This is a genomic window from Candidatus Devosia phytovorans (genome assembly GCA_029202405.1).
Classification (GTDB): domain Bacteria; phylum Pseudomonadota; class Alphaproteobacteria; order Rhizobiales; family Devosiaceae; genus Devosia; species Devosia phytovorans.
The window spans coordinates 741,008-758,651 of record CP119312.1 but is presented as its reverse complement, the minus strand read 5'-3'; the positions used below and the strand labels follow the sequence as shown (position 1 = coordinate 758,651).

Annotated in this window: 15 protein-coding genes and 1 pseudogene; 12 read left to right on the top strand and 4 right to left on the bottom strand. The window is 61.7% G+C overall.

Features of this window, described 5'->3' with window-relative positions; translation table 11 throughout:
• Positions 1 to 85: 85 nt before the first annotated feature.
• Both P0Y65_03720 and P0Y65_03715 read left to right on the top strand, forming a co-directional pair.
• Positions 86 to 913, top strand: coding sequence for a class I SAM-dependent methyltransferase (locus P0Y65_03720; GenBank protein ID WEK05375.1), 828 nt, complete (start codon positions 86 to 88; stop codon positions 911 to 913).
• A 68-nt stretch (positions 914 to 981) separates the two neighbouring features.
• Positions 982 to 1,254, top strand: coding sequence for a hypothetical protein (locus P0Y65_03715; protein ID WEK05374.1), 273 nt, complete (start codon positions 982 to 984; stop codon positions 1,252 to 1,254).
• A gap of 1 nt (position 1,255) precedes the next feature.
• Here the strand turns inward: P0Y65_03715 and P0Y65_03710 are convergent, their stop codons facing one another.
• Entirely contained in the window at positions 1,256 to 2,242 is a 987-nt protein-coding gene (locus P0Y65_03710) for an aldo/keto reductase (GenBank protein ID WEK05373.1), read from the bottom strand.
• A gap of 92 nt (positions 2,243 to 2,334) precedes the next feature.
• Here P0Y65_03710 and P0Y65_03705 point away from each other — a divergent pair, with 92 nt between their 5' ends.
• Positions 2,335 to 3,228 (top strand): LysR family transcriptional regulator, encoded by an 894-nt coding sequence (locus P0Y65_03705; GenBank protein WEK05372.1) that lies wholly within the window; start codon positions 2,335 to 2,337, stop codon positions 3,226 to 3,228.
• Here the strand turns inward: P0Y65_03705 and P0Y65_03700 are convergent.
• Positions 3,225 to 4,421 (bottom strand): ROK family transcriptional regulator, encoded by a 1,197-nt coding sequence (locus P0Y65_03700; protein ID WEK05371.1) that lies wholly within the window; start codon positions 4,419 to 4,421, stop codon positions 3,225 to 3,227. The two genes, P0Y65_03705 and P0Y65_03700, sit on opposite strands and share 4 nt — an antisense overlap.
• Before the next feature lie 196 nt (positions 4,422 to 4,617).
• On the opposite strand from P0Y65_03700, the gene P0Y65_03695 reads away from it, so the two are divergent.
• The 3 genes from P0Y65_03695 to P0Y65_03685 all read left to right on the top strand — a co-directional run bounded on the left by P0Y65_03695 (position 4,618) and on the right by P0Y65_03685 (position 7,592).
• Positions 4,618 to 5,619 carry a sugar ABC transporter substrate-binding protein gene (locus tag P0Y65_03695; protein ID WEK06723.1) on the top strand — a complete coding sequence of 334 codons (1,002 nt, stop codon included), beginning with the start codon at positions 4,618 to 4,620 and terminating at the stop codon, positions 5,617 to 5,619.
• A 129-nt stretch (positions 5,620 to 5,748) separates the two neighbouring features.
• Positions 5,749 to 6,816 carry an ABC transporter permease gene (locus P0Y65_03690; protein ID WEK05370.1) on the top strand — a complete coding sequence of 356 codons (1,068 nt, stop codon included), beginning with the start codon at positions 5,749 to 5,751 and terminating at the stop codon, positions 6,814 to 6,816.
• A complete protein-coding gene (locus tag P0Y65_03685; protein ID WEK05369.1) occupies positions 6,816 to 7,592 on the top strand; it encodes an ATP-binding cassette domain-containing protein in 777 nt (258 codons plus the stop codon). The genes P0Y65_03690 and P0Y65_03685 overlap by 1 nt, the downstream gene beginning before the upstream one ends.
• Before the next feature lie 45 nt (positions 7,593 to 7,637).
• Here the strand turns inward: P0Y65_03685 and P0Y65_03680 are convergent, their stop codons facing one another.
• Positions 7,638 to 9,014 carry an FAD-binding oxidoreductase gene (locus P0Y65_03680; protein WEK05368.1) on the bottom strand — a complete coding sequence of 459 codons (1,377 nt, stop codon included), beginning with the start codon at positions 9,012 to 9,014 and terminating at the stop codon, positions 7,638 to 7,640.
• A gap of 189 nt (positions 9,015 to 9,203) precedes the next feature.
• Here P0Y65_03680 and P0Y65_03675 point away from each other — a divergent pair, with 189 nt between their 5' ends.
• The gene (locus tag P0Y65_03675) at positions 9,204 to 10,184 is read left to right on the top strand and encodes an AraC family transcriptional regulator (GenBank protein ID WEK05367.1); all 981 of its coding nucleotides are present in this window, start codon (positions 9,204 to 9,206) and stop codon (positions 10,182 to 10,184) included.
• A gap of 27 nt (positions 10,185 to 10,211) precedes the next feature.
• Here P0Y65_03675 and P0Y65_03670 read toward each other — a convergent pair whose 3' ends face one another.
• Positions 10,212 to 11,063 (bottom strand): DMT family transporter, encoded by an 852-nt coding sequence (locus tag P0Y65_03670; GenBank protein WEK05366.1) that lies wholly within the window; start codon positions 11,061 to 11,063, stop codon positions 10,212 to 10,214.
• 305 nt (positions 11,064 to 11,368) lie between these two features.
• Between P0Y65_03670 and uvrB the strand changes: the two are divergent.
• From uvrB to P0Y65_03645, 5 genes and pseudogenes are all read left to right on the top strand, one after another.
• Positions 11,369 to 13,867 (top strand): annotated as a pseudogene (uvrB, locus tag P0Y65_03665) (excinuclease ABC subunit UvrB).
• 279 nt (positions 13,868 to 14,146) lie between these two features.
• Positions 14,147 to 15,727, top strand: coding sequence for an AAA family ATPase (locus tag P0Y65_03660; GenBank protein ID WEK05365.1), 1,581 nt, complete (start codon positions 14,147 to 14,149; stop codon positions 15,725 to 15,727).
• On the top strand, positions 15,724 to 16,782 hold the full coding sequence (locus tag P0Y65_03655; protein WEK05364.1) for a hypothetical protein: 1,059 nt from the start codon (positions 15,724 to 15,726) through the stop codon (positions 16,780 to 16,782). The genes P0Y65_03660 and P0Y65_03655 overlap by 4 nt, the downstream gene beginning before the upstream one ends.
• 161 nt (positions 16,783 to 16,943) lie before the next feature.
• Positions 16,944 to 17,069 carry a hypothetical protein gene (locus P0Y65_03650; protein ID WEK05363.1) on the top strand — a complete coding sequence of 42 codons (126 nt, stop codon included), beginning with the start codon at positions 16,944 to 16,946 and terminating at the stop codon, positions 17,067 to 17,069.
• 35 nt (positions 17,070 to 17,104) lie between these two features.
• Positions 17,105 to 17,530 carry a pyridoxamine 5'-phosphate oxidase family protein gene (locus P0Y65_03645; protein ID WEK05362.1) on the top strand — a complete coding sequence of 142 codons (426 nt, stop codon included), beginning with the start codon at positions 17,105 to 17,107 and terminating at the stop codon, positions 17,528 to 17,530.
• Positions 17,531 to 17,644: the final 114 nt, after the last annotated feature.

Sequence of the window (17,644 nt, the reverse complement as noted above, 5' to 3'; positions counted from 1 at the left end):
GGCCGCTCCCTCATCCGAACGGATGACGCGGCGCTCGTGCCGCCCTATTAAAAACCCGCTCCGTATCCAATCACGGAGTTGATCCATGTCTTCTGTTCACGCCCTGGCCGAACAGCCAGTCGATTATACCGCCATCAAGCAGCGCCAGAATGCTGCCTGGTCATCCGGCGACTATGCCGTGGTCGGCACCACGCTGCAGATCGTCGGCGAACAGCTTTGCGAGAGTTTGGACCTGCGCCCCGGCGCTGCCGTCCTCGATGTGGCCGCCGGCAATGGCAATGCCACGCTCGCCGCGGCGCGCCGCTTTGCCCAGGTCACTTCCACCGACTATGTCGAAAGCCTGCTCGACAAGGGCCGCGCTCGGGCCGCGGCAGAAAACCTGGAGGTCACCTTCGCCGTCGCCGATGTCGAAGACCTGCCCTTTGCCGACGGCAGCTTTGACTATGTGCTCTCGACCTTCGGCGTCATGTTCGCGCCCAATCATCATCAGTCCGCTGCCGAAATGCTGCGCGTCACCCGCGCCGGCGGCCATATCGGCCTTGCCAATTGGACACCCGCCAGCTTCATCGGCCAGGTCTTCAAGACCCTGGGCAAGCACATAGCGCCTCCGGCCGGCGTGCAGTCGCCGGCGCTTTGGGGTGATGTTGCCCATCTGGCCAAGCTCTTCCCCGGCCGCCCGATTGACGTCACCGAGCGCAACTTCATCTTCCGCTACCGCTCGCCGGCCCATTTCGTCGATGTGTTCCGATCCTTCTACGGCCCGGTGCACAAGGCCTTCCTCGCGCTCGACGAAGCCGGTCGCACCGCCCTCGAAGCGGACCTGCTGGAGCTAATCAAGAGCTTCAACCGCGCCACCGACGGCACGCTGATCATCCCCTCGGCCTATGCCGAAGTGCTGGTCCGCAAGGTCTGACCATCCACAGTCCAATCCCATGCAGACCGGGGCGGCGCACCCGCTCCGGTCATCTCAAGGAGATCATCATGACTGCCACCGATATCCTGTTGTTACACGACCCCTTCACGACCCGCCTGCGGCGCCGTCTGTTCAGATTCATTGTCCGCTGGCGCCGGCATCGCCAGACAGCCCGGGCCTGGGTCGAACTTTCCCGGCTTGACGAGAAATTGCGCTACGACCTCGGGCTCGATTTCGTGGACCTGACCGAGCTGCGGCGGCGCGCCAGCCCGGCTTCTCCGCTCAGGAACATGGCCGAAACCGAAGCCCTGCTCGACCTCATCCTGCGCCGCCGGTATTAGGCTATTTTCGGTCCACCTGTGCCTGTGTCGCCGCCGAATAGCGGTCACCATGCACGGTGATTTCAGCAAACACCGCATCCACCGTCGCCATGTCATCGTCCGAGAAGTCCAGCGCTGCGGCGCCGATATTTTCGACGACGCGGTCCAGCTTGGTCGTTCCCGGAATCGGCACGATCCATGGCTTGCGGTTCAGAAGCCACGCCAGGGCCACCTGCGCCGGCGTGGCCTGCTTCTCTGCCGCAATCTTGCGCACCGCATCCACCACCGGCATGTTGGCCCGACGATTATCGCCACTCAGATAGGGATTGCTGTTGCGGTGATCGCTGTCGGCAAAGCGCGTGCTCTCCGAAATCGTCCCCGTAAGAAACCCGCGCCCCAGCGGGCTGAACGGCACAAAACCGATACCCAGCTCTTCCAGCACCGGCAGCACGTCACCCTCGGCCGACCGCCAGAACAGCGAATATTCGCTCTGCAGCGCCGTGACGGGTTGCACCGCATGCGCCTGCCGGATCGAGGCGGCGCTGGCTTCCGAGACGCCGAAATGGCGCACCTTGCCCTCGGCGATCAGCTCCTTGACCGTCCCGGCAACGTCTTCCATCGGCACATTGGGGTCCACCCGGTGCTGGTAGAACAGGTCGATATGGTCTGTCCGCAACCGCCTCAGCGATGCCTCCGCCACCTGCCGGATGCGCTCGGGTCGGCTATCCAACCCATTGGCCGGCACGCCGTCCTTGAACCCGAACTTGGTGGCGATCACCACCTCGTCGCGGATCGGCGCCAGCGCCTCGCCCAGGATTTCCTCATTGCCGAACGGCCCATAGGCCTCTGCGCTGTCAAAGAAGGTTATGCCCTTCTCATGCGCCTGCCGCAGGAAGCCCACCGCCTCGCTCAGCGCCATGTCGGTGCCGCGATGATAGTTGATCCCCATGCAGCCCAGTCCGATGGCCGAAACCTCGAGGCCATTCCGGCCCAATACACGCGTCTTCATCGCTGTCCTCATCCGTTGTTGCAGCCAGCTTAGCGGACAGGTCGATTAATCGACTAGACACGAAATTACTCTAACGCCTACGAATATCTCTCATGAATATCGAGCCCATCGTCGCCGACCTTCCCGCCTTCCTCACCGTCGCCCGTGAACGCAGTTTCACCCGCGCTGCGGCGGCCATGGGAATCTCACAGTCCGCCCTCAGCCATCGCATGAAAGCCATGGAGCAGCGCCTCGGCCTTCGCCTGCTCGATCGCACCACGCGCAGCGTCGCCTTGACCGAAGCCGGAAAGCGCCTGCTCGACATGGCCGGTCCGCACCTGCGCGAAATCGAGCATGCTTTGCAGGAGCTCAATGCCTTCCGCACGCGCCCGGCCGGCGCCATTCGCATCAATTCCAGCGAACACGCCCTGCGCACGGTCATCTGGCCCTTCGTCGCGCGCTTCGCCCGCCAATATCCCGACATCCGCATCGAGCTCGACGCCGACAATGGCCTGATCGACATCGTCGAGCGCGGCTATGACGCCGGCGTGCGCCTCGGCGAACAGGTCGCCCGCGATATGATCGCCACCCGCATCGCCCCCGACTGGCGCATGGCCGTCGTCGCCGCCCCCGCCTATCTCGCAGCCAATCCCGCGCCCGCCACCCCCGACGACCTCACCGCCCACAATTGCATCAATCTGCGCCTCATTACCTCGGGCGGCTTCTATCCATGGGAATTCGAAAAATCCGGCCGTCGCCTCAACGTCCGCGTCGAAGGCCAGCTCGCCTTCAACTCGAGCCTGCTCGGCCTCGAAGCCGCCGTGGCAGGCCTCGGCCTCGCCTGCGTCCCCGAGGAAGCCGCCGAGGCCCACATCGCCGCTGGCAGCTTGATCCAGGTCCTCGCCGACTGGATGCCCACCTTCGCCGGCTACCACCTCTATTACCCCAGCCGCCAGCACTCCGCCGCCTTCCGCCTCTTCGTCGAAGGCATCCGCTACCGGCCCTAGCCCTGCAGCCGCAGGTTCCCATTCATGAAATAGCGGTCAAACAGCGGGCTCGCCGCCGCCCCGATCGCCCTCGCATTGCCGCCCACCACGCCGGCCTCGATGCGCGGCGAAATCAGCCCGCGCATGTCCTGGTTGGCCAGATACCGCCGCGTCCGCTCCACCAGCGCCTGCTTGATCGCATCGGGAAACGCCCCATCGATGACGATCGCCTCGAAGTCAATCACCGCACAGACCGACAGGCTCGCCTTGGCCAGCTCCTGCGCCGTCTGCCCCAGCCAGGGATCGACGAACCGCGCCAGCGCGCTCCAGTCCTGCGGCTGCACCCAGAGCTGTTTCGGATCGAGCCCGAATTCGGCTAGCCGCGCCTCGAGCAGATAGATCGACGCCGTATCGAGCAATTGCCGGCTTTCCCCCTGGGGCCCCACGCTGCGCAGCGAGCCCAGCGCCCCCGCATTGCCCTGGTGCCCCGGATAGACCGAATGGTTCAGCACCACCCCGCCGCCGATAAAGGCGCCAATGAAGAAATAGGCATAGTCGCGGAACTCCTTGCCGCGCCCGAAAATATGCTCCGCCTGGCACCCAGCCGTTGCATCATTGACCGTGCTCACCGGCAGGTCGGTCACCGCCGCCAGCTCCGCCGCCAGATCGACGTCCTTCCACTGGACAAACTCCTCGGCCGGCGCCCCGACCATTTCCGTCCATTTCCACAATTCGAACGGCATGGCGACGCCGATGCCGCAGATCCGCTTGCGCTCCGCCGCGCTGCACAGCCCCAGGATTTCCCGCACCCCCCGAGTGACGAAATCCAGCAGCGGCCCCGGCAGTGGATAGGTATAGTTGAGCTGCATCTGGTGCAGCACCGTGCCCCGGAAATCGGCCAGCAGCAGCACCGCACTGCGCCGCCCCACCTTGCAGCCAAAGCTCAGCACCCCGCCCTCGGCCAGCGCCATCGGCACCGATGGCTTGCCCACCTTGCCCTTGATCGGCGTGCCCCGCGCCAACAGGCCCTCGGCCTCCATCTCGCGCAGGATGATCGACACCGTCTGCGGCGACAGGTTCGCCATCCGCGCGAGATCGCTTCCGGCGGTCGGCCCATTGCGCTGCAACAGGGTCAACAGCAATCGCTCGTTGTGGTCGCGCACGCCGCTCTGGTTAACGCCAGCGCTGATTTTTCGGATGATTGCCGTAGTCATGCGCGCACCATAGGAGCAGCCCGTGTGAGACGGAAGATAGCGCATCCCGAATAAATAAATAAATGAGATTTATATATTGACGTGCGCTTTTGAACTGGCGCAACATGGCATCGTCCGATCAAGGGACCAACGGCGTGGATCAGGGAGGAGCCCGATCCGACGCCGGCCAAGGGAGAGAGAAATGAACAAGCTGCTCATGGGCACGGCGCTGTGCCTTGCCGTCCTGTCGACTCCGGCTTTCGCGCAGGATTCCGTGTCCGCCTGCCTCATCACCAAGACCGATACCAACCCCTTCTTCGTCAAGATGCGCGAAGGCGCCGAGGCCAAGGCCAAGGAACTGGGCGTGACGCTCAAGTCCTATGCCGGCAAGGTCGACGGCGACCATGAAACCCAGGTTGCCGCCATCGAGACCTGCATTGCCGATGGCGCCAAGGGCATCCTGCTCACCGCGTCGGACACCTCGGCCATCGTCCAGTCCGTGCAGAAGGCGCGCGATGCCGGCCTGCTGGTCATCGCGCTGGACACCCCCCTCACCCCGACCGACGCAGCCGACGCGACCTTTGCCACCGACAACTTCCTCGCTGGCGAACTGATCGGCAAATGGGCCGCCGGCAAGCTGGGCGCCGAGGCGGCCAATGCCAAGATCGCCATGCTCAACCTCGCGGTCAGCCAGCCCACCGTCGACGTGCTGCGCAACCAGGGCTTCCTGCAGGGCTTTGGCATCGACCTGGGCGACCCGGCCAAATGGGGCGATGAAAGCGATCCGCGCATCGTCGGCCAGGACGTCACGGCCGGCAATGAGGAAGGCGGCCGCAAGGCCATGGAAAACCTTCTGACCAAGGACCCGTCCATCAACGTCGTCCATACCATCAACGAGCCGGCCGCCGCCGGCGCCTATGAAGCGCTGAAATCCTTCGGCCGCGAGAATGACGTGCTGATCGTCTCCGTCGACGGCGGCTGCCCCGGCGTCGCCAACGTCAAGGATGGCGTCATCGGCGCCACCTCCCAGCAATATCCGCTGCAGATGGCGGCCCTTGGCGTCGAGGCCATCAAGGCCTGGGCCGATACCGGCGAAAAGCCCGCCCCCACCGAAGGCAAGGACTTCTTTGACACCGGCGTAGCCCTCGTCACCGACGAACCCGTCGACGGCGTCGACTCCATCGACAGCACCGAAGGCGAAAGCCTCTGCTGGGGCTGAGTGCATTCCACGAGCAGAGATGGGGACCATCGGCGCCCCCATTTCGCACTGCCGTTACCTAAAACTCGATGTCACCCCGGCCTTGAGCCGGGATGACACCGAGTATGCGGATGAGGAGGAGGAAACCCCATGTCCAACCACACCGAGACCGGCACCATCGACCCGGCCAGCGTGCCCGAGCGCGAAAGCGTCGCCAGCTTCGAGCATCAGGTGACCCTGATATCGCGTCTGCAACATGCGCTGCACAGCAATCCGGCGCTGGTGCCGCTCATCGTCCTGCTCGTGTCGATCCTGGTCTTTGGCGCCCTGCTCGGCACCAAATTCTTCTCCTCCTTCGCCCTCACCCTGATCCTGCAGCAGGTTGCCATCGTCGGCATTGTCGGCGCGGCGCAATCGCTCGTCATCCTCACCGCCGGCATTGATCTCTCGGTCGGCGCCATCATGGTGCTGAGTTCGGTCATCATGGGTCAGTTCACCTTCCGCTACGGCATGCCCCCCGCCGTCGCCATCGGCTTCGGCCTCATCGCCGGCACGCTGATCGGCTTCGTCAACGGCTGGCTCATCGCCCGTATCAAGCTGCCGCCCTTCATCGTCACCCTCGGCATCTGGCAGATCGCGCTGGCCTCCAACTTCCTCTATTCCGGCAACGAAACCATCCGCGCCCAGGAAATCGAGACCAACGCGCCGCTGCTGCAATTCTTCGGCCAGTCCTTCAGCATCGCCGGCGCAGTCTTCACCTATGGCGTGATCTTTTTCATCCTCCTCGTGGTCTTCCTTGCCTATGTGCTGCGCCACACCGCCTGGGGCCGCCATGTTTATGCCGTGGGCGATGATCCGGAAGCCGCGAAACTCTCCGGCGTCGATACCCGCCGCATTCTGATCTCCGTCTATGCGCTCTCGGGCCTCATCTGCGCCTTCGCCGGCTGGGTCCTCATCGGCCGCATCGGCTCGGTCTCGCCCACCTCCGGCCAGTCCGCCAATATCGAATCCATCACCGCTGTGGTGATCGGCGGCATCTCGCTCTTTGGCGGCCGCGGCTCCATCCTGGGCATGTTGTTCGGTGCGCTCATCGTTGGCGTCTTCTCACTCGGCCTGCGCCTGCTCGGCGCCGATGCGCAATGGACCTATCTTCTCATCGGCGCGCTGATCATTGCCGCCGTCGCTGTCGACCAGTGGATCCGAAAGGTGTCTGTCTGATGGAACCCGTTCTCAAAGCCCGCAATCTTTCGAAACGCTACGGCCGCGTCACCGCGCTCGACAATTGCGACTTCGATCTCATGCCAGGCGAAATTCTCGCCGTCATCGGTGACAATGGCGCCGGCAAGTCCTCGCTGATCAAGGCCCTATCCGGCGCCCTCAAGCCCGATGCCGGCGATATCTTCCTCGATGGCCAACCGGTGCAGTTCGCCTCCCCGATCGCCGCCCGCAACGCCGGCGTCGAAACCGTCTACCAGACCCTTGCCATGTCCCCGGCCCTCTCGATTGCCGACAACATGTTCATGGGTCGCGAACTCCGCAAACCCGGCATCATGGGCCAGGTCTTCCGCCAGCTCGACCGCCACGCCATGGAACGCATCGCGAGAGAGAAGCTCACCGACCTGGGCCTGATGACCATCCAGAACATCAACCAGACCGTCGAAACCCTCTCCGGCGGCCAGCGCCAGGGCGTCGCCGTGGCCCGCGCCGCCGCCTTTGGCTCGAAGGTGATCATCCTCGACGAACCCACCGCCGCCCTCGGCGTCAAGGAATCCCGCCGCGTCCTCGATCTCATCCAGGACGTTCGCGCCCGCGGGATACCCATCGTCCTGATCAGCCACAACATGCCGCATGTCTTCGAAGTCGCCGACCGCATTCACGTCCACCGCCTCGGCAAACGTCTCTGCGTTATCGACCCCAAGGACTATACGATGTCCGACGCCGTGGCCTTCATGACCGGCGCAAAGGCCGCCCCGACAGCAGCCGTGGCAGCCTGATGCAATGGGGGCACGACAGCGTCGTGCCCCTCCCCACCGGTCTGACTAGTGCGACGGCGCGACGTTCTGGTTGACGCGGAACAGGTTGTTCGGGTCGAACTTGGCCTTCAGCGACGCCAGCTTGGGGTAATTCTCGCCATAGGACGCGCGCAACCGTCCCTCTCCTTCGTCGTCCATCATGAAGTTGAGATAGCCTCCATCCAGATCAAAGGGATGGACACCCTGCCAATATCCCCTGGCCCATTGCTTGAGCGCTCCTGCCTTGCCCGGGTCAGTGGCGATTGCCGCGATCACCATCGACCAGTTGGCATCCCGGCAGTTCCAGGCAGTATCCTCCGCGCCCTTGTCGTGCACGGCCCCGTCGATCGGATAAAGATGCATCAGGCATTCATCGGTCGGCGCAGCCCGCGCCTGCCGGATATGTTCTTCAATAGCGGCGTCGGGCAGTGACTTCACGAAGTCTCCCTTCCAGTACCATTGCAGGCCCTTGGGATAGAGCGCGTCGAACATGGACTGCAGTGCCGGATAGGGCATTGGCCCGGCCCAGTCGAACAGAGGCGTCGGCAATTGCTGGCGGATCGCATCGACCGCGGCCTTGGCATTTTCTCCATTATGGGCAATCAGCAGGATGCACATCCGCTTGCCCCAATGCTGCTGGGCAAAGGGCTCTCCGGATGGCACGGTTTGCAGGCCCAGCCAGATGCAGAAGTCCCGCGGCGCTGTCGCCTGGAATTGCCGATACCAGCGCATGACGGTCGCCGCTTCGGACAGATCGAAGACAATCGGTCCGCCAAACACATGCTTGGCCGGATGCGTGCGGAACAGGAAGCTGGTCACCACGCCAAAATTGCCGCCACCACCCCGCAGGGCCCACAGCAGGTCAGCGTTCTTTGTCTCGTTCGCCGTGACGAAACTTCCATCGGCCAGCACCACATCGGCCTCGATCAGGCTGTCGATGGTCAGTCCATACTGCCGGCTCAGATAGCCATGCCCGCCGCTCAGCGTCAGTCCGGCGACGCCCGTGGTCGAGATGATGCCGAATGGCACCGCCTGACCGAAGGCATGCGTGGCGTGGTCGACATCGCCGGTCGTGCATCCGGGCCCGACGCGCACCGTCATTGTACCCGGATCGACCCGCACGCCCCGCATCATCGACAAGTCGATCACCAGGCCATCGTCGACACTGCCAAAACCGGGTCCATTGTGCCCCCCGCCCCTGACAGCGATGGAAAGCTTGTTCTCCCGGCCGAAATTGACCGCCTCGATGACGTCCCCGGCATCTTCGCACCGCGCTATCATCAACGGCCGCTTGTCGATCATGCCGTTATAGAGTTTGCGGGCTTCCTCATAGTCGGGATGGCTGCCATCGAGTATTGCACCGCGATGCCCAGCAGCAAAACTATGGATTGTTTCGGTATTCATGACGCATTCCTCCACCGGCGTTGTTTCCGGCAGCGGATGCTAGGCCTTGCTATTGTCCGCGAACATGCTTGATCGTCCCGTATCATTGCTCGAACGTCTGTCACGCCACCGGCGTTGGACTTGTCCCGCAAGCCATGCGGGCGTAGCCTAACCCTTGGAAAGTACAATCTCTCACGCGGGACCGGGGCCATGGATGTTCTCTCCGATGTACTCGCCGCGGTGCGACTGACCGGCGCGGTATTCTTCGACACCAGTTTCCGTGAACCATGGGTCGCCGAGGCGCCCAGGACCTCCGCTGTCGCGGCGGCCGTCATGCCCGGCTCTCAATATGTCTTCTTCTTCCACACGCTCATCGAAGGCTCGTGCTGGGCCCAGCTGGCGGATGCGCCGGCCGAGCCGATCCGTCTTGAGGCCGGCGACATTGTCGCCTTCCCCATGGATGACGCTCATTCCCTGAGTTCATCGCCGGGCATGCATGCGCGCCCCGACCTGGCGGTCTATCGCCAACCGGTCGACCGGCAGCTTCCCTACGTTGTCAACGACGGCTCGGGCGCCTGCACCTGCCGCTTCATCTGCGGCTATCTGGGCTGCGATGTCCTGCCGTATAATCCGATCATCAACAGCCTGCCGCGCGTCATGCATGGCCGTGGCCTCGCCAGTCAGGCGTGGCTGGCTCAACTGATCCGCCACGCTCTTTCCGTGTCACAGAACCCGCGACCGGGTGGAGAGACCGTGCTGGCAAAGCTCGCCGAACTGCTGTTCGTCGACTTGCTGCGGCACCATGTCGATACGCTGCCACCGGGGTCGCGCGGCTGGCTCTCCGGCCTGCGTGATCCCCAGGTCAGCCACGCCCTGCAACTCATTCACGGGCGGCCCGCCGAGAACTGGACGCTGGAGGGTCTGGCCAGGGCGGTCGGGCTTTCGCGCTCCGTCTTTGCCAACCGCTTCGCCCACTATACCCAGGAAACCCCCATGCAATATGTCGCCCGCTGGCGCATGCAGCTGGCCGCGCGGCGCCTGGAAAATTCGGCTGTCAGCATTGCCCAGGCCGGTGCGGAGGTCGGTTATGGCTCCGAAGCCGCCTTTAACCGGGCCTTCAAGAAACTGGTCGGCCGGCCACCTGGTGCCTGGCGCAAAAATCACGCCGCGAGCGCGGCCCTGCCCTCCTGATCTGCTGCCCTGGACGCGTTGGCGTCTTCACGCCTTGCGCCGGTTGCTGGCATAAAGGGCAAGCGCCAGCCCACAGATGATGCCGGCGGAACAGGTCAGCAGCCGTCCCGACATGTGCTCTCCCAGAAACACCACGCCACCCGCCGCAGCGATCGCCGGCACGCTGAGCTGGATGGAGGCAGGCGAGCTGCCCGGCAATCGGGGCAGCACCGCATACCAGACCGCATAGCCCAGGCCCGAGGCGAGGCCACCCGACACCACGGCATAGCCCACACCCGTGGCGGTCACCGCCTGTGGCAGGCCCAGGATCAGCAGAAGCACGGCTGCGGGCAGGCAGCGGATGAAATTGCCCGCCGTGTCCTGCAGCGGCGCCTGCGATCCCTTGCCCAGCAGCGAATAGCCCGCCCAGCATAGCCCCGCCAGCAGCATCAGCCCGCTGCCCAGCGCAGGTGGCGCCACGGCGCCCGGCAGCACCAGGCCGACGAATGCGGCAAATGCCACGCCGATCCCCGACCATTCCAGCCATCCCGGTCGATCCCCCTGCAACACCGCCCAGGCCAGCATGCCGATCTGTACCGACGCGAACAGGATGATGGCCCCGCTCGCCGCACCCAGCATCACATAGGCAATCGAAAATGCCAGCGCATAGCCCAGCAGGCAGCCTGCGCCCCACCAGCTTCCGCCCACGCCTTTTGCCGCCCGTGGCCCACGCTGACCCGGCATTCCCAGCAAGGCGGCGAGCACCACGGCCCCGGCCAGCAGGCGCCAGCCGGTATAGCTCATGGCATTTATCTCGCCGCTGCCCAGCGCCAGCCGCGCCAGCACCGAATTGGCGGCAAAGGCCACCATCGCCGTCAGCGCCGCAATCGCCACCCGCACCGCTCGTCCCCCGCCTGAACGCCCGAGACTATGCCGCGCCCGCGCCTCTGGCCAGCCTGCTCCACTCCTGCCACGCCCTGTCAGCAGGCCCTGTTCCCTCTCCGTTCGTTAATCGTTAAGCTCATCGGAACATTGCATTCCCGCGCCTCGTTCCCCATCTGAGTCGCACCCCCAGACACCCAGGACATCTCATGGCCGACAAGTCCGCACGCCCCGGCAAAGCCGAATTCTCCATCGACGATTTCCTCGGCGAGATCGAGAAGGCCGAGGATCTCCAGGCCAGCAAGCCGCTCTATGCCGAGCGCATGCGCAACAAGCGCGCCCTCGACCGTGCCGACCAGAAAGCCGCCGCCGACGCCGCAGCCGCCGAGGAAAAGGCCAAAAAGACCCCGCTGGAAAAGCGCCGCACCACCAAGTCCAGCAACGACACCGTCACCGGCATGTCGAAAAAGGCCCCGAAATCCAAGGCCAATTCGGTGGAACGCGTCGACTTCTCCGGCATGGGCGAAGCCCCGCAAGCCGGCTTCGGCCACATGCCCTCGGCGCGCGAAATCGCCCGCGCCGCCGCGGCTGATCCCGACGCCCAGGCCAAGCTCCGCGAGGCGCTCGATGCCTCGGTGAAAAAGAACAAGGCCCGCAACAACGAGGACGTCTCCAACGCCACCACCGTCGGCGTCACCGCCACGGTGAAAGCCCTCGAACAGATCATCCTGCATGGCCGCAAGGAGGTGGAAGGCTCTTCCCCCTGGGTGCCGCACAAGGGCCAGAACCGGCTGGAAAAGCGCGGCCCGGCCAAACCCTTCCGCATGCAGACCGACTACAAGCCCGCCGGCGACCAGCCCACCGCCATTGCCGAGCTGGTGGAAGGCGTCAACAACGGGGAATCCGACCAGGTCCTGCTCGGCGTTACCGGCTCGGGCAAAACCTTCACCGCCGCCCAGGTCATCGCCGCCACCAATCGCCCGGCGCTGATCCTTGCCCCCAACAAGACCCTCGCCGCCCAGCTCTATGGCGAGTTCAAGACCTTCTTCCCCGACAATGCGGTGGAATATTTCGTCTCCTACTATGACTACTACCAGCCCGAGGCCTATGTCCCGCGCACCGATACCTATATCGAGAAGGAATCCACCATCAACGAGCAGATCGACCGCATGCGCCACTCGGCCACGCGCGCGATCCTCGAACGCGACGACGTCATCATCGTCGCCTCCGTCTCCTGCATCTATGGCATCGGCTCGGTGGAAGACTATACCGCCATGACCATCGACGTGCAGAAGGGCGAAAAGATCGACCAGCGCCAGCTGCTCGCCAAGCTCGTCGCCCTGCAATACAAGCGCGGCGACACCGGCTTCGTCCGCGGCACTTTCCGCGTACGCGGTGACACAGTCGAGATTTTCCCGGCCCACTATGAAGCCGCCGCCTGGCGCGTCACCCTCTTCGGCAACGAGATCGAGTCCATCGTCGAATTCGATCCCCTCACGGGCAAGAAGTCCGCCGACCTCACCTTCATCCGCGTCTTCGCCAATTCCCACCACGTGACGCCGCGCACCACGATGAACCAGGCCATCAAGCTGATCCGCGCCGAGCTCGCCGCGCGCCTGCAGGAGCTCAATGGCGCCGGCCGCTTCCTCGAAGCCCAGCGCCTCGAACAGCGCAGCCTCTTTGACCTGGAGATGATGGAAGCCACCGGCTCCTGCGCAGGCATCGAGAACTATTCGCGCTACTTCTCCGGCCGCAAGCCGGGCGAGCCACCACCGACCCTGTTCGAATATCTCCCCGACAATGCCCTGGTCTTTGTCGACGAAAGCCATGTCACCATCGGCCAGCTCGGCGCCATGTATCGCGGCGACCTGCGCCGCAAGGCGACCTTGGCCGAATATGGCTTCCGCCTGCCCTCCTGCATGGACAATCGCCCCCTCCGCTTCGAGGAGTGGAACGCCATGCGCCCGCAATCGGTCTATGTCTCGGCCACGCCCGGCTCCTGGGAAATGGACCAGACCGGCGGCGTCTTCGCCGAACAGGTCATCCGCCCCACCGGCCTGATCGATCCCCCGGTCGAAATCCGTCCGGCGAAAGCCCAGGTCGATGACGTGGTCGACGAAATCCACCAGACCAACAAGAAGGGCTACCGGACCCTGCTCACCGTCCTCACCAAGAAAATGGCCGAGGACCTCACCGAATATCTGCACGAACAGGGCATTCGCGTCCGCTACATGCATTCCGATGTCGACACCATCGAGCGCATCGAGATCATCCGCGACCTCCGCCTCGGCGCCTTCGACGTCCTCGTCGGCATCAACCTCCTGCGCGAGGGCCTCGACATTCCCGAATGCGGCCTCGTCGCCATTCTCGACGCCGACAAGGAAGGCTTCCTGCGTTCCGAGACCTCACTGATCCAGACCATCGGCCGCGCCGCCCGTAATGTCGACGGCAAGGTGGTCCTCTATGCCGACAAGACCACCGGCTCCATGGAACGCGCCCTCGCCGAAACCAGCCGCCGCCGCGAAAAGCAGATGGCCTATAACGAGGAACACGGCATCACGCCGCAATCCGTCCGCTCCAACATCCACGACATCGTGGACTCGGTCTACGAGCAGGACCACGTCACGGTTTCCATCGGCAAGGGCCGCGACGGCAAGGAACAGGTCCAGGTCGGCGCCAACCTCGCCGCTGTCATCAAGGACATCGAAACCCAGATGCGAGAGGCGGCGACGAACCTCGAATTCGAGAAGGCCGCGAGACTACGTGATGAGGTCAAGCGGCTCAGGGAAATGGAGCTCGATACTCTCGAGGGCGAGGTGTCCTAACTTTCCCACCCACCGCACGTCCCCTCGGGTTCGACCAGAGGACTCTACACTTCACGATTCGTCAGTAGACCTCAGGTGAGTGCGTCCAGCCTCTTGGATAATGGCTAACGCTACTGCGCGGAGCGGCCAGAGCAACTGATCTCTTGTCCATAGGATGCACGTTGTCCGAGCAACCTGAAAGACGAGCCCAGCTGAACCTGTTTTTATCCCCGCACAACAACCCTTTTTTATCGTCCATCGTTGAAATATACGAGATACAACCCAAGCGTCGAACAGATGGCGGACGCCATGATTAAATTTGGACTGACCAATCTCCGTCGGCTTAAGACTGTAGAGCCAATTTCCCTGAAGCCGATAACGTTGTTGGTAGGCCGAAACAGTGGCGGAAAAAGTACCTATCTTCGCAGCTTTCCACTGATCAGACAGTCACTACTGACGCGGACAAGCTCACCAATTCTTTGGTATGGCGACCTTGTCGACTTCGGGTCCTTCGACACATCACTATCTAGACATGCCGAAAACGGTACAATGTCGTTCACTTTTTGCCTAGACGACACGCACGTTCAGGCAGACCCTGTATATTACGAAGACTATTTCTTCCACCCTACCGATCGACAACAGGCAGTTGGCGAAGTCGTAGTTCACGTAACGATAGCAAAGCATTCAGATCGAGTGCGATTATCAAGCATCTCATACCTGATGCCTAAGCTAGATATTTCTTTTGAAGCCAATTTCAACGAGAATGGCTTCTCGAGCCTTGTCGTTGACGAGCAACAGCTCCCAACAAAGGGCGACGGCTTCCGATTGACCAGTACTGGCGGTGTGTCGCTTGTGCCCGACTTTCGGTACCTACGGGACCGACCTGCCTCGCAAACGAGATCACCGGCCTATAACCTCACACCACCTCTGTTTTCTCACCTGCAGAAAATTATAAGATCGAGTATTACGGGGAAAATCAGCAATAAATCTATTGATCAACTTACTGCTAGATTGATTATGGCCGGCGCACCAACAGATGAAAAGATCGTTCAGACAGCAAACGATCAAGGCAAACTACTGGGTCGCGCGTTCGAGCAATGGGTTAATCAACGTAGCCGAGAATATTACGATATCCGAAATGCTCTTTTAGCTATGTGGTTTCCCACGTTAGCGAGGGCAGTTGCTCAAAATATCAAGTCCATTTTTGGCAGCACATTATATATTGGCCCGGCCAGAGCGAGGAGTGAACGCTACTATCGATATCAAGATTTGGCAGTTTCGGAGATCGATCCGGACGGCAAGAATTTTCCCATGTTCTTGAACTCGCTATCCAAAAATCAAATGGAAAATTTTTCAGAGTGGACTCGTTCGCTGTTTGGCTACGGCGTACGCGTGTCGAAGCAATCAGGACATCTGAGTATCAATCTTGTCAACGATGGCAAGGAAACTAACATCGTTGACGTTGGTTATGGAGTGTCTCAAATCCTTCCAGTCCTGGGGCAAATCTGGTGGGCGAAAGCCAGGACCGTACCAAGGCCGGAGCGCGTCGGACTTTCACTTCTCGCCATTGAGCAGCCTGAGCTGCATTTGCACCCCGCACACCAAGCACTACTGGCAGACGCCCTTGTGGGGGAGGCGCTGGAGAATGGGCAGACGCAAGGAAAGATGCACTATCTTGTAGAGACACACAGCGAAACGCTGGTGAATCGATTTGGAGAGTTCATTGGCGCGGGAAAAATCAGCGCTGATGACGTGCAAGTTGTCCTATTTGACAGCGCAGACGGCGAGAACACCTTTGTTAGAACTGTGAATTTCGATACGGATGGCATTCTGGTGGATTGGCCGTACGGATTTTTTCAGCCATCTATGCTTGCATGATAGTACGCTGGCGCTATACCAACGACTTTGATGAGCTTGCCAAAACACCTCATTTTCTCACGGGTGTGAGCGAACTTTTGCGCGCGGGACGACTTGGGCGACACCTAGTTATCATCGACCGCTTGATAATCGCGAGGTTGCTAGACTTCGATATCAGCCCACATGACAGGTCCTTTCTTGAGAGGCTGGCACAACAATTCACTCAGACCGGACGGGCACACCAGTTCTCTACTGCATATATTGAGGTTGCCAACAACCAGGCGGCTGAACCAGCCGTGTCTGGCTCTGCAGTCACGGTACCGTTTAAGATGCTTGTTACTAGTGATATACTGGAACCAGCGAAGCTTATTACGGAAAACATCGACAACGACGGATGGCTGTACTCAATTGTAATTCAGTACTTTGCAGAAAGAGTGGGTAGAGGGCATGTTTCTGTGGAACTCCTGCACGGAGGAGGTGCGGATACCCCAAAGGTTCTCACGAACGCGCTGAGTGAAAAACGTATCGTAGTCACGCTGGTTGATTCTGATCGCGACTGCCCGACAGGTCCGAAGTCAGAAACGCTTAAAAAGGTTGAGAAAATCTGTGACGACAGCGAATGGGTACTGGCAAAATCCGGGACACCACCCTGTCGAGAGATAGAGAACTTAATCCCTATCGATATTTTAACGGCGCTACAATGTGGCGTAGGTCACGCATCCAATGCGATCCTGATAAATATAGATAATGCGGAACATAACAACGGCACAACCTCCGCAGATCGACACTGGAATTACTTCGACTTGAAGAAAGGTCAGAGTAGTAATCAGATCTTAAAGACCAACGATGAGTGTCGACAGTGGATTACGGGGAAAATTGCGCTCGCACTAGACACCGACAATGACTGGGAAGTCCCTGGATATGGCGACAACATAGTTTCGCAACTACGGAGCAACGGCGTTAGAATAGCCGAGTTCCGCAGAGCGATGTCAACATCGCATTGGAATGAGAAATTCGGGGCTTTTTTTAGTTTCATTGCGTGGTTTTTCGTTGGAGCCCAACGCCTGATTACCTAAGGCAGGTCATGCCGCATTACCTGATTAGTTGCCGGAGCAAGGTGTAGCTGCGCGCTCCCCCGTCCTCGCCCTTAGATCACCCCACCCGCAAAAATATCCCCCGCAACCTCCACTCCCCTCAGCCATTCACCCTGCCCCACCAGCAGGAGCCATGGCAGAAAATGACCAAGCAACAAGACCACTCCGATAAAACCCCCGCCGAAGTTCAGGACCGCATCTGGGAACTGGCCAAGGATATCGACATCTGCATGTTCACCACCTTCGCAGCGTGCCGCGCCAGCGGTTGAGCAGCGCCAGTGGCGCTGCGAAAGCGGAGAAGGCCATGAGGCCTATGGCCGAATGGCGGGGTGAGCGCCAGCGCTCGCGGCCGCTGTCGGCCCGCGTCTATCGCGATCGCCATGCCATCCATTTCCTCGTCGATGCCGAGGGCGAAAAGAACGGCCAGATCGAGAAATTCCCCTTCGTCTCCGCCGCCTGGGTCAACTCGGGCGGGCACAAATATGCCGTCATGTCCGGCCCGGCAAAAATCAGCAATGACCGCGCCCTGATCCATGAACTCTGGACCGACTTCGACAAGGCCTGGTGGGACGATGAGCACGACCCCGCCATACGCGTCATCACCCTGACGCCCGAGGATGGCGAACTCTGGGACAGCCCCAATCGCGCCGTGGCCTTCGCCAAGATGGCCGTCGCCGCCGTCACCGGCAATGCCCCCGATTTCGGCGACAATGCCAAGGTCAATCTCTGACGAAAATCCCCCCGGATCCGTCCGGGGGGACCTCACCCCGACACAGGCGGCCTGCCGTGCCCGTCACCCAACCCCGTCGGGGCCCATCGCCGCACGTCCCACCAGATGCATCCT

Excerpts from the sequence above, each read along its gene's own strand:
- P0Y65_03720 (WEK05375.1), top strand. The coding sequence starts at position 86 with ATGTCTTCTGTTCACGCCCTGGCCGAACAGCCAGTCGATTATACCGCC.
- P0Y65_03715 (WEK05374.1), top strand. The coding sequence starts at position 982 with ATGACTGCCACCGATATCCTGTTGTTACACGACCCCTTCACGACCCGC.
- P0Y65_03710 (WEK05373.1), bottom strand. The coding sequence starts at position 2,242 with ATGAAGACGCGTGTATTGGGCCGGAATGGCCTCGAGGTTTCGGCCATC.
- P0Y65_03705 (WEK05372.1), top strand. The coding sequence starts at position 2,335 with ATGAATATCGAGCCCATCGTCGCCGACCTTCCCGCCTTCCTCACCGTC.
- P0Y65_03700 (WEK05371.1), bottom strand. The coding sequence starts at position 4,421 with ATGACTACGGCAATCATCCGAAAAATCAGCGCTGGCGTTAACCAGAGC.
- P0Y65_03695 (WEK06723.1), top strand. The coding sequence starts at position 4,618 with ATGGGCACGGCGCTGTGCCTTGCCGTCCTGTCGACTCCGGCTTTCGCG.
- P0Y65_03690 (WEK05370.1), top strand. The coding sequence starts at position 5,749 with ATGTCCAACCACACCGAGACCGGCACCATCGACCCGGCCAGCGTGCCC.
- P0Y65_03685 (WEK05369.1), top strand. The coding sequence starts at position 6,816 with ATGGAACCCGTTCTCAAAGCCCGCAATCTTTCGAAACGCTACGGCCGC.
- P0Y65_03680 (WEK05368.1), bottom strand. The coding sequence starts at position 9,014 with ATGAATACCGAAACAATCCATAGTTTTGCTGCTGGGCATCGCGGTGCA.
- P0Y65_03675 (WEK05367.1), top strand. The coding sequence starts at position 9,204 with ATGGATGTTCTCTCCGATGTACTCGCCGCGGTGCGACTGACCGGCGCG.
- P0Y65_03660 (WEK05365.1), top strand. The coding sequence starts at position 14,147 with ATGGCGGACGCCATGATTAAATTTGGACTGACCAATCTCCGTCGGCTT.
- P0Y65_03655 (WEK05364.1), top strand. The coding sequence starts at position 15,724 with ATGATAGTACGCTGGCGCTATACCAACGACTTTGATGAGCTTGCCAAA.
- P0Y65_03650 (WEK05363.1), top strand. The coding sequence starts at position 16,944 with ATGACCAAGCAACAAGACCACTCCGATAAAACCCCCGCCGAAGTTCAG.
- P0Y65_03645 (WEK05362.1), top strand. The coding sequence starts at position 17,105 with ATGAGGCCTATGGCCGAATGGCGGGGTGAGCGCCAGCGCTCGCGGCCG.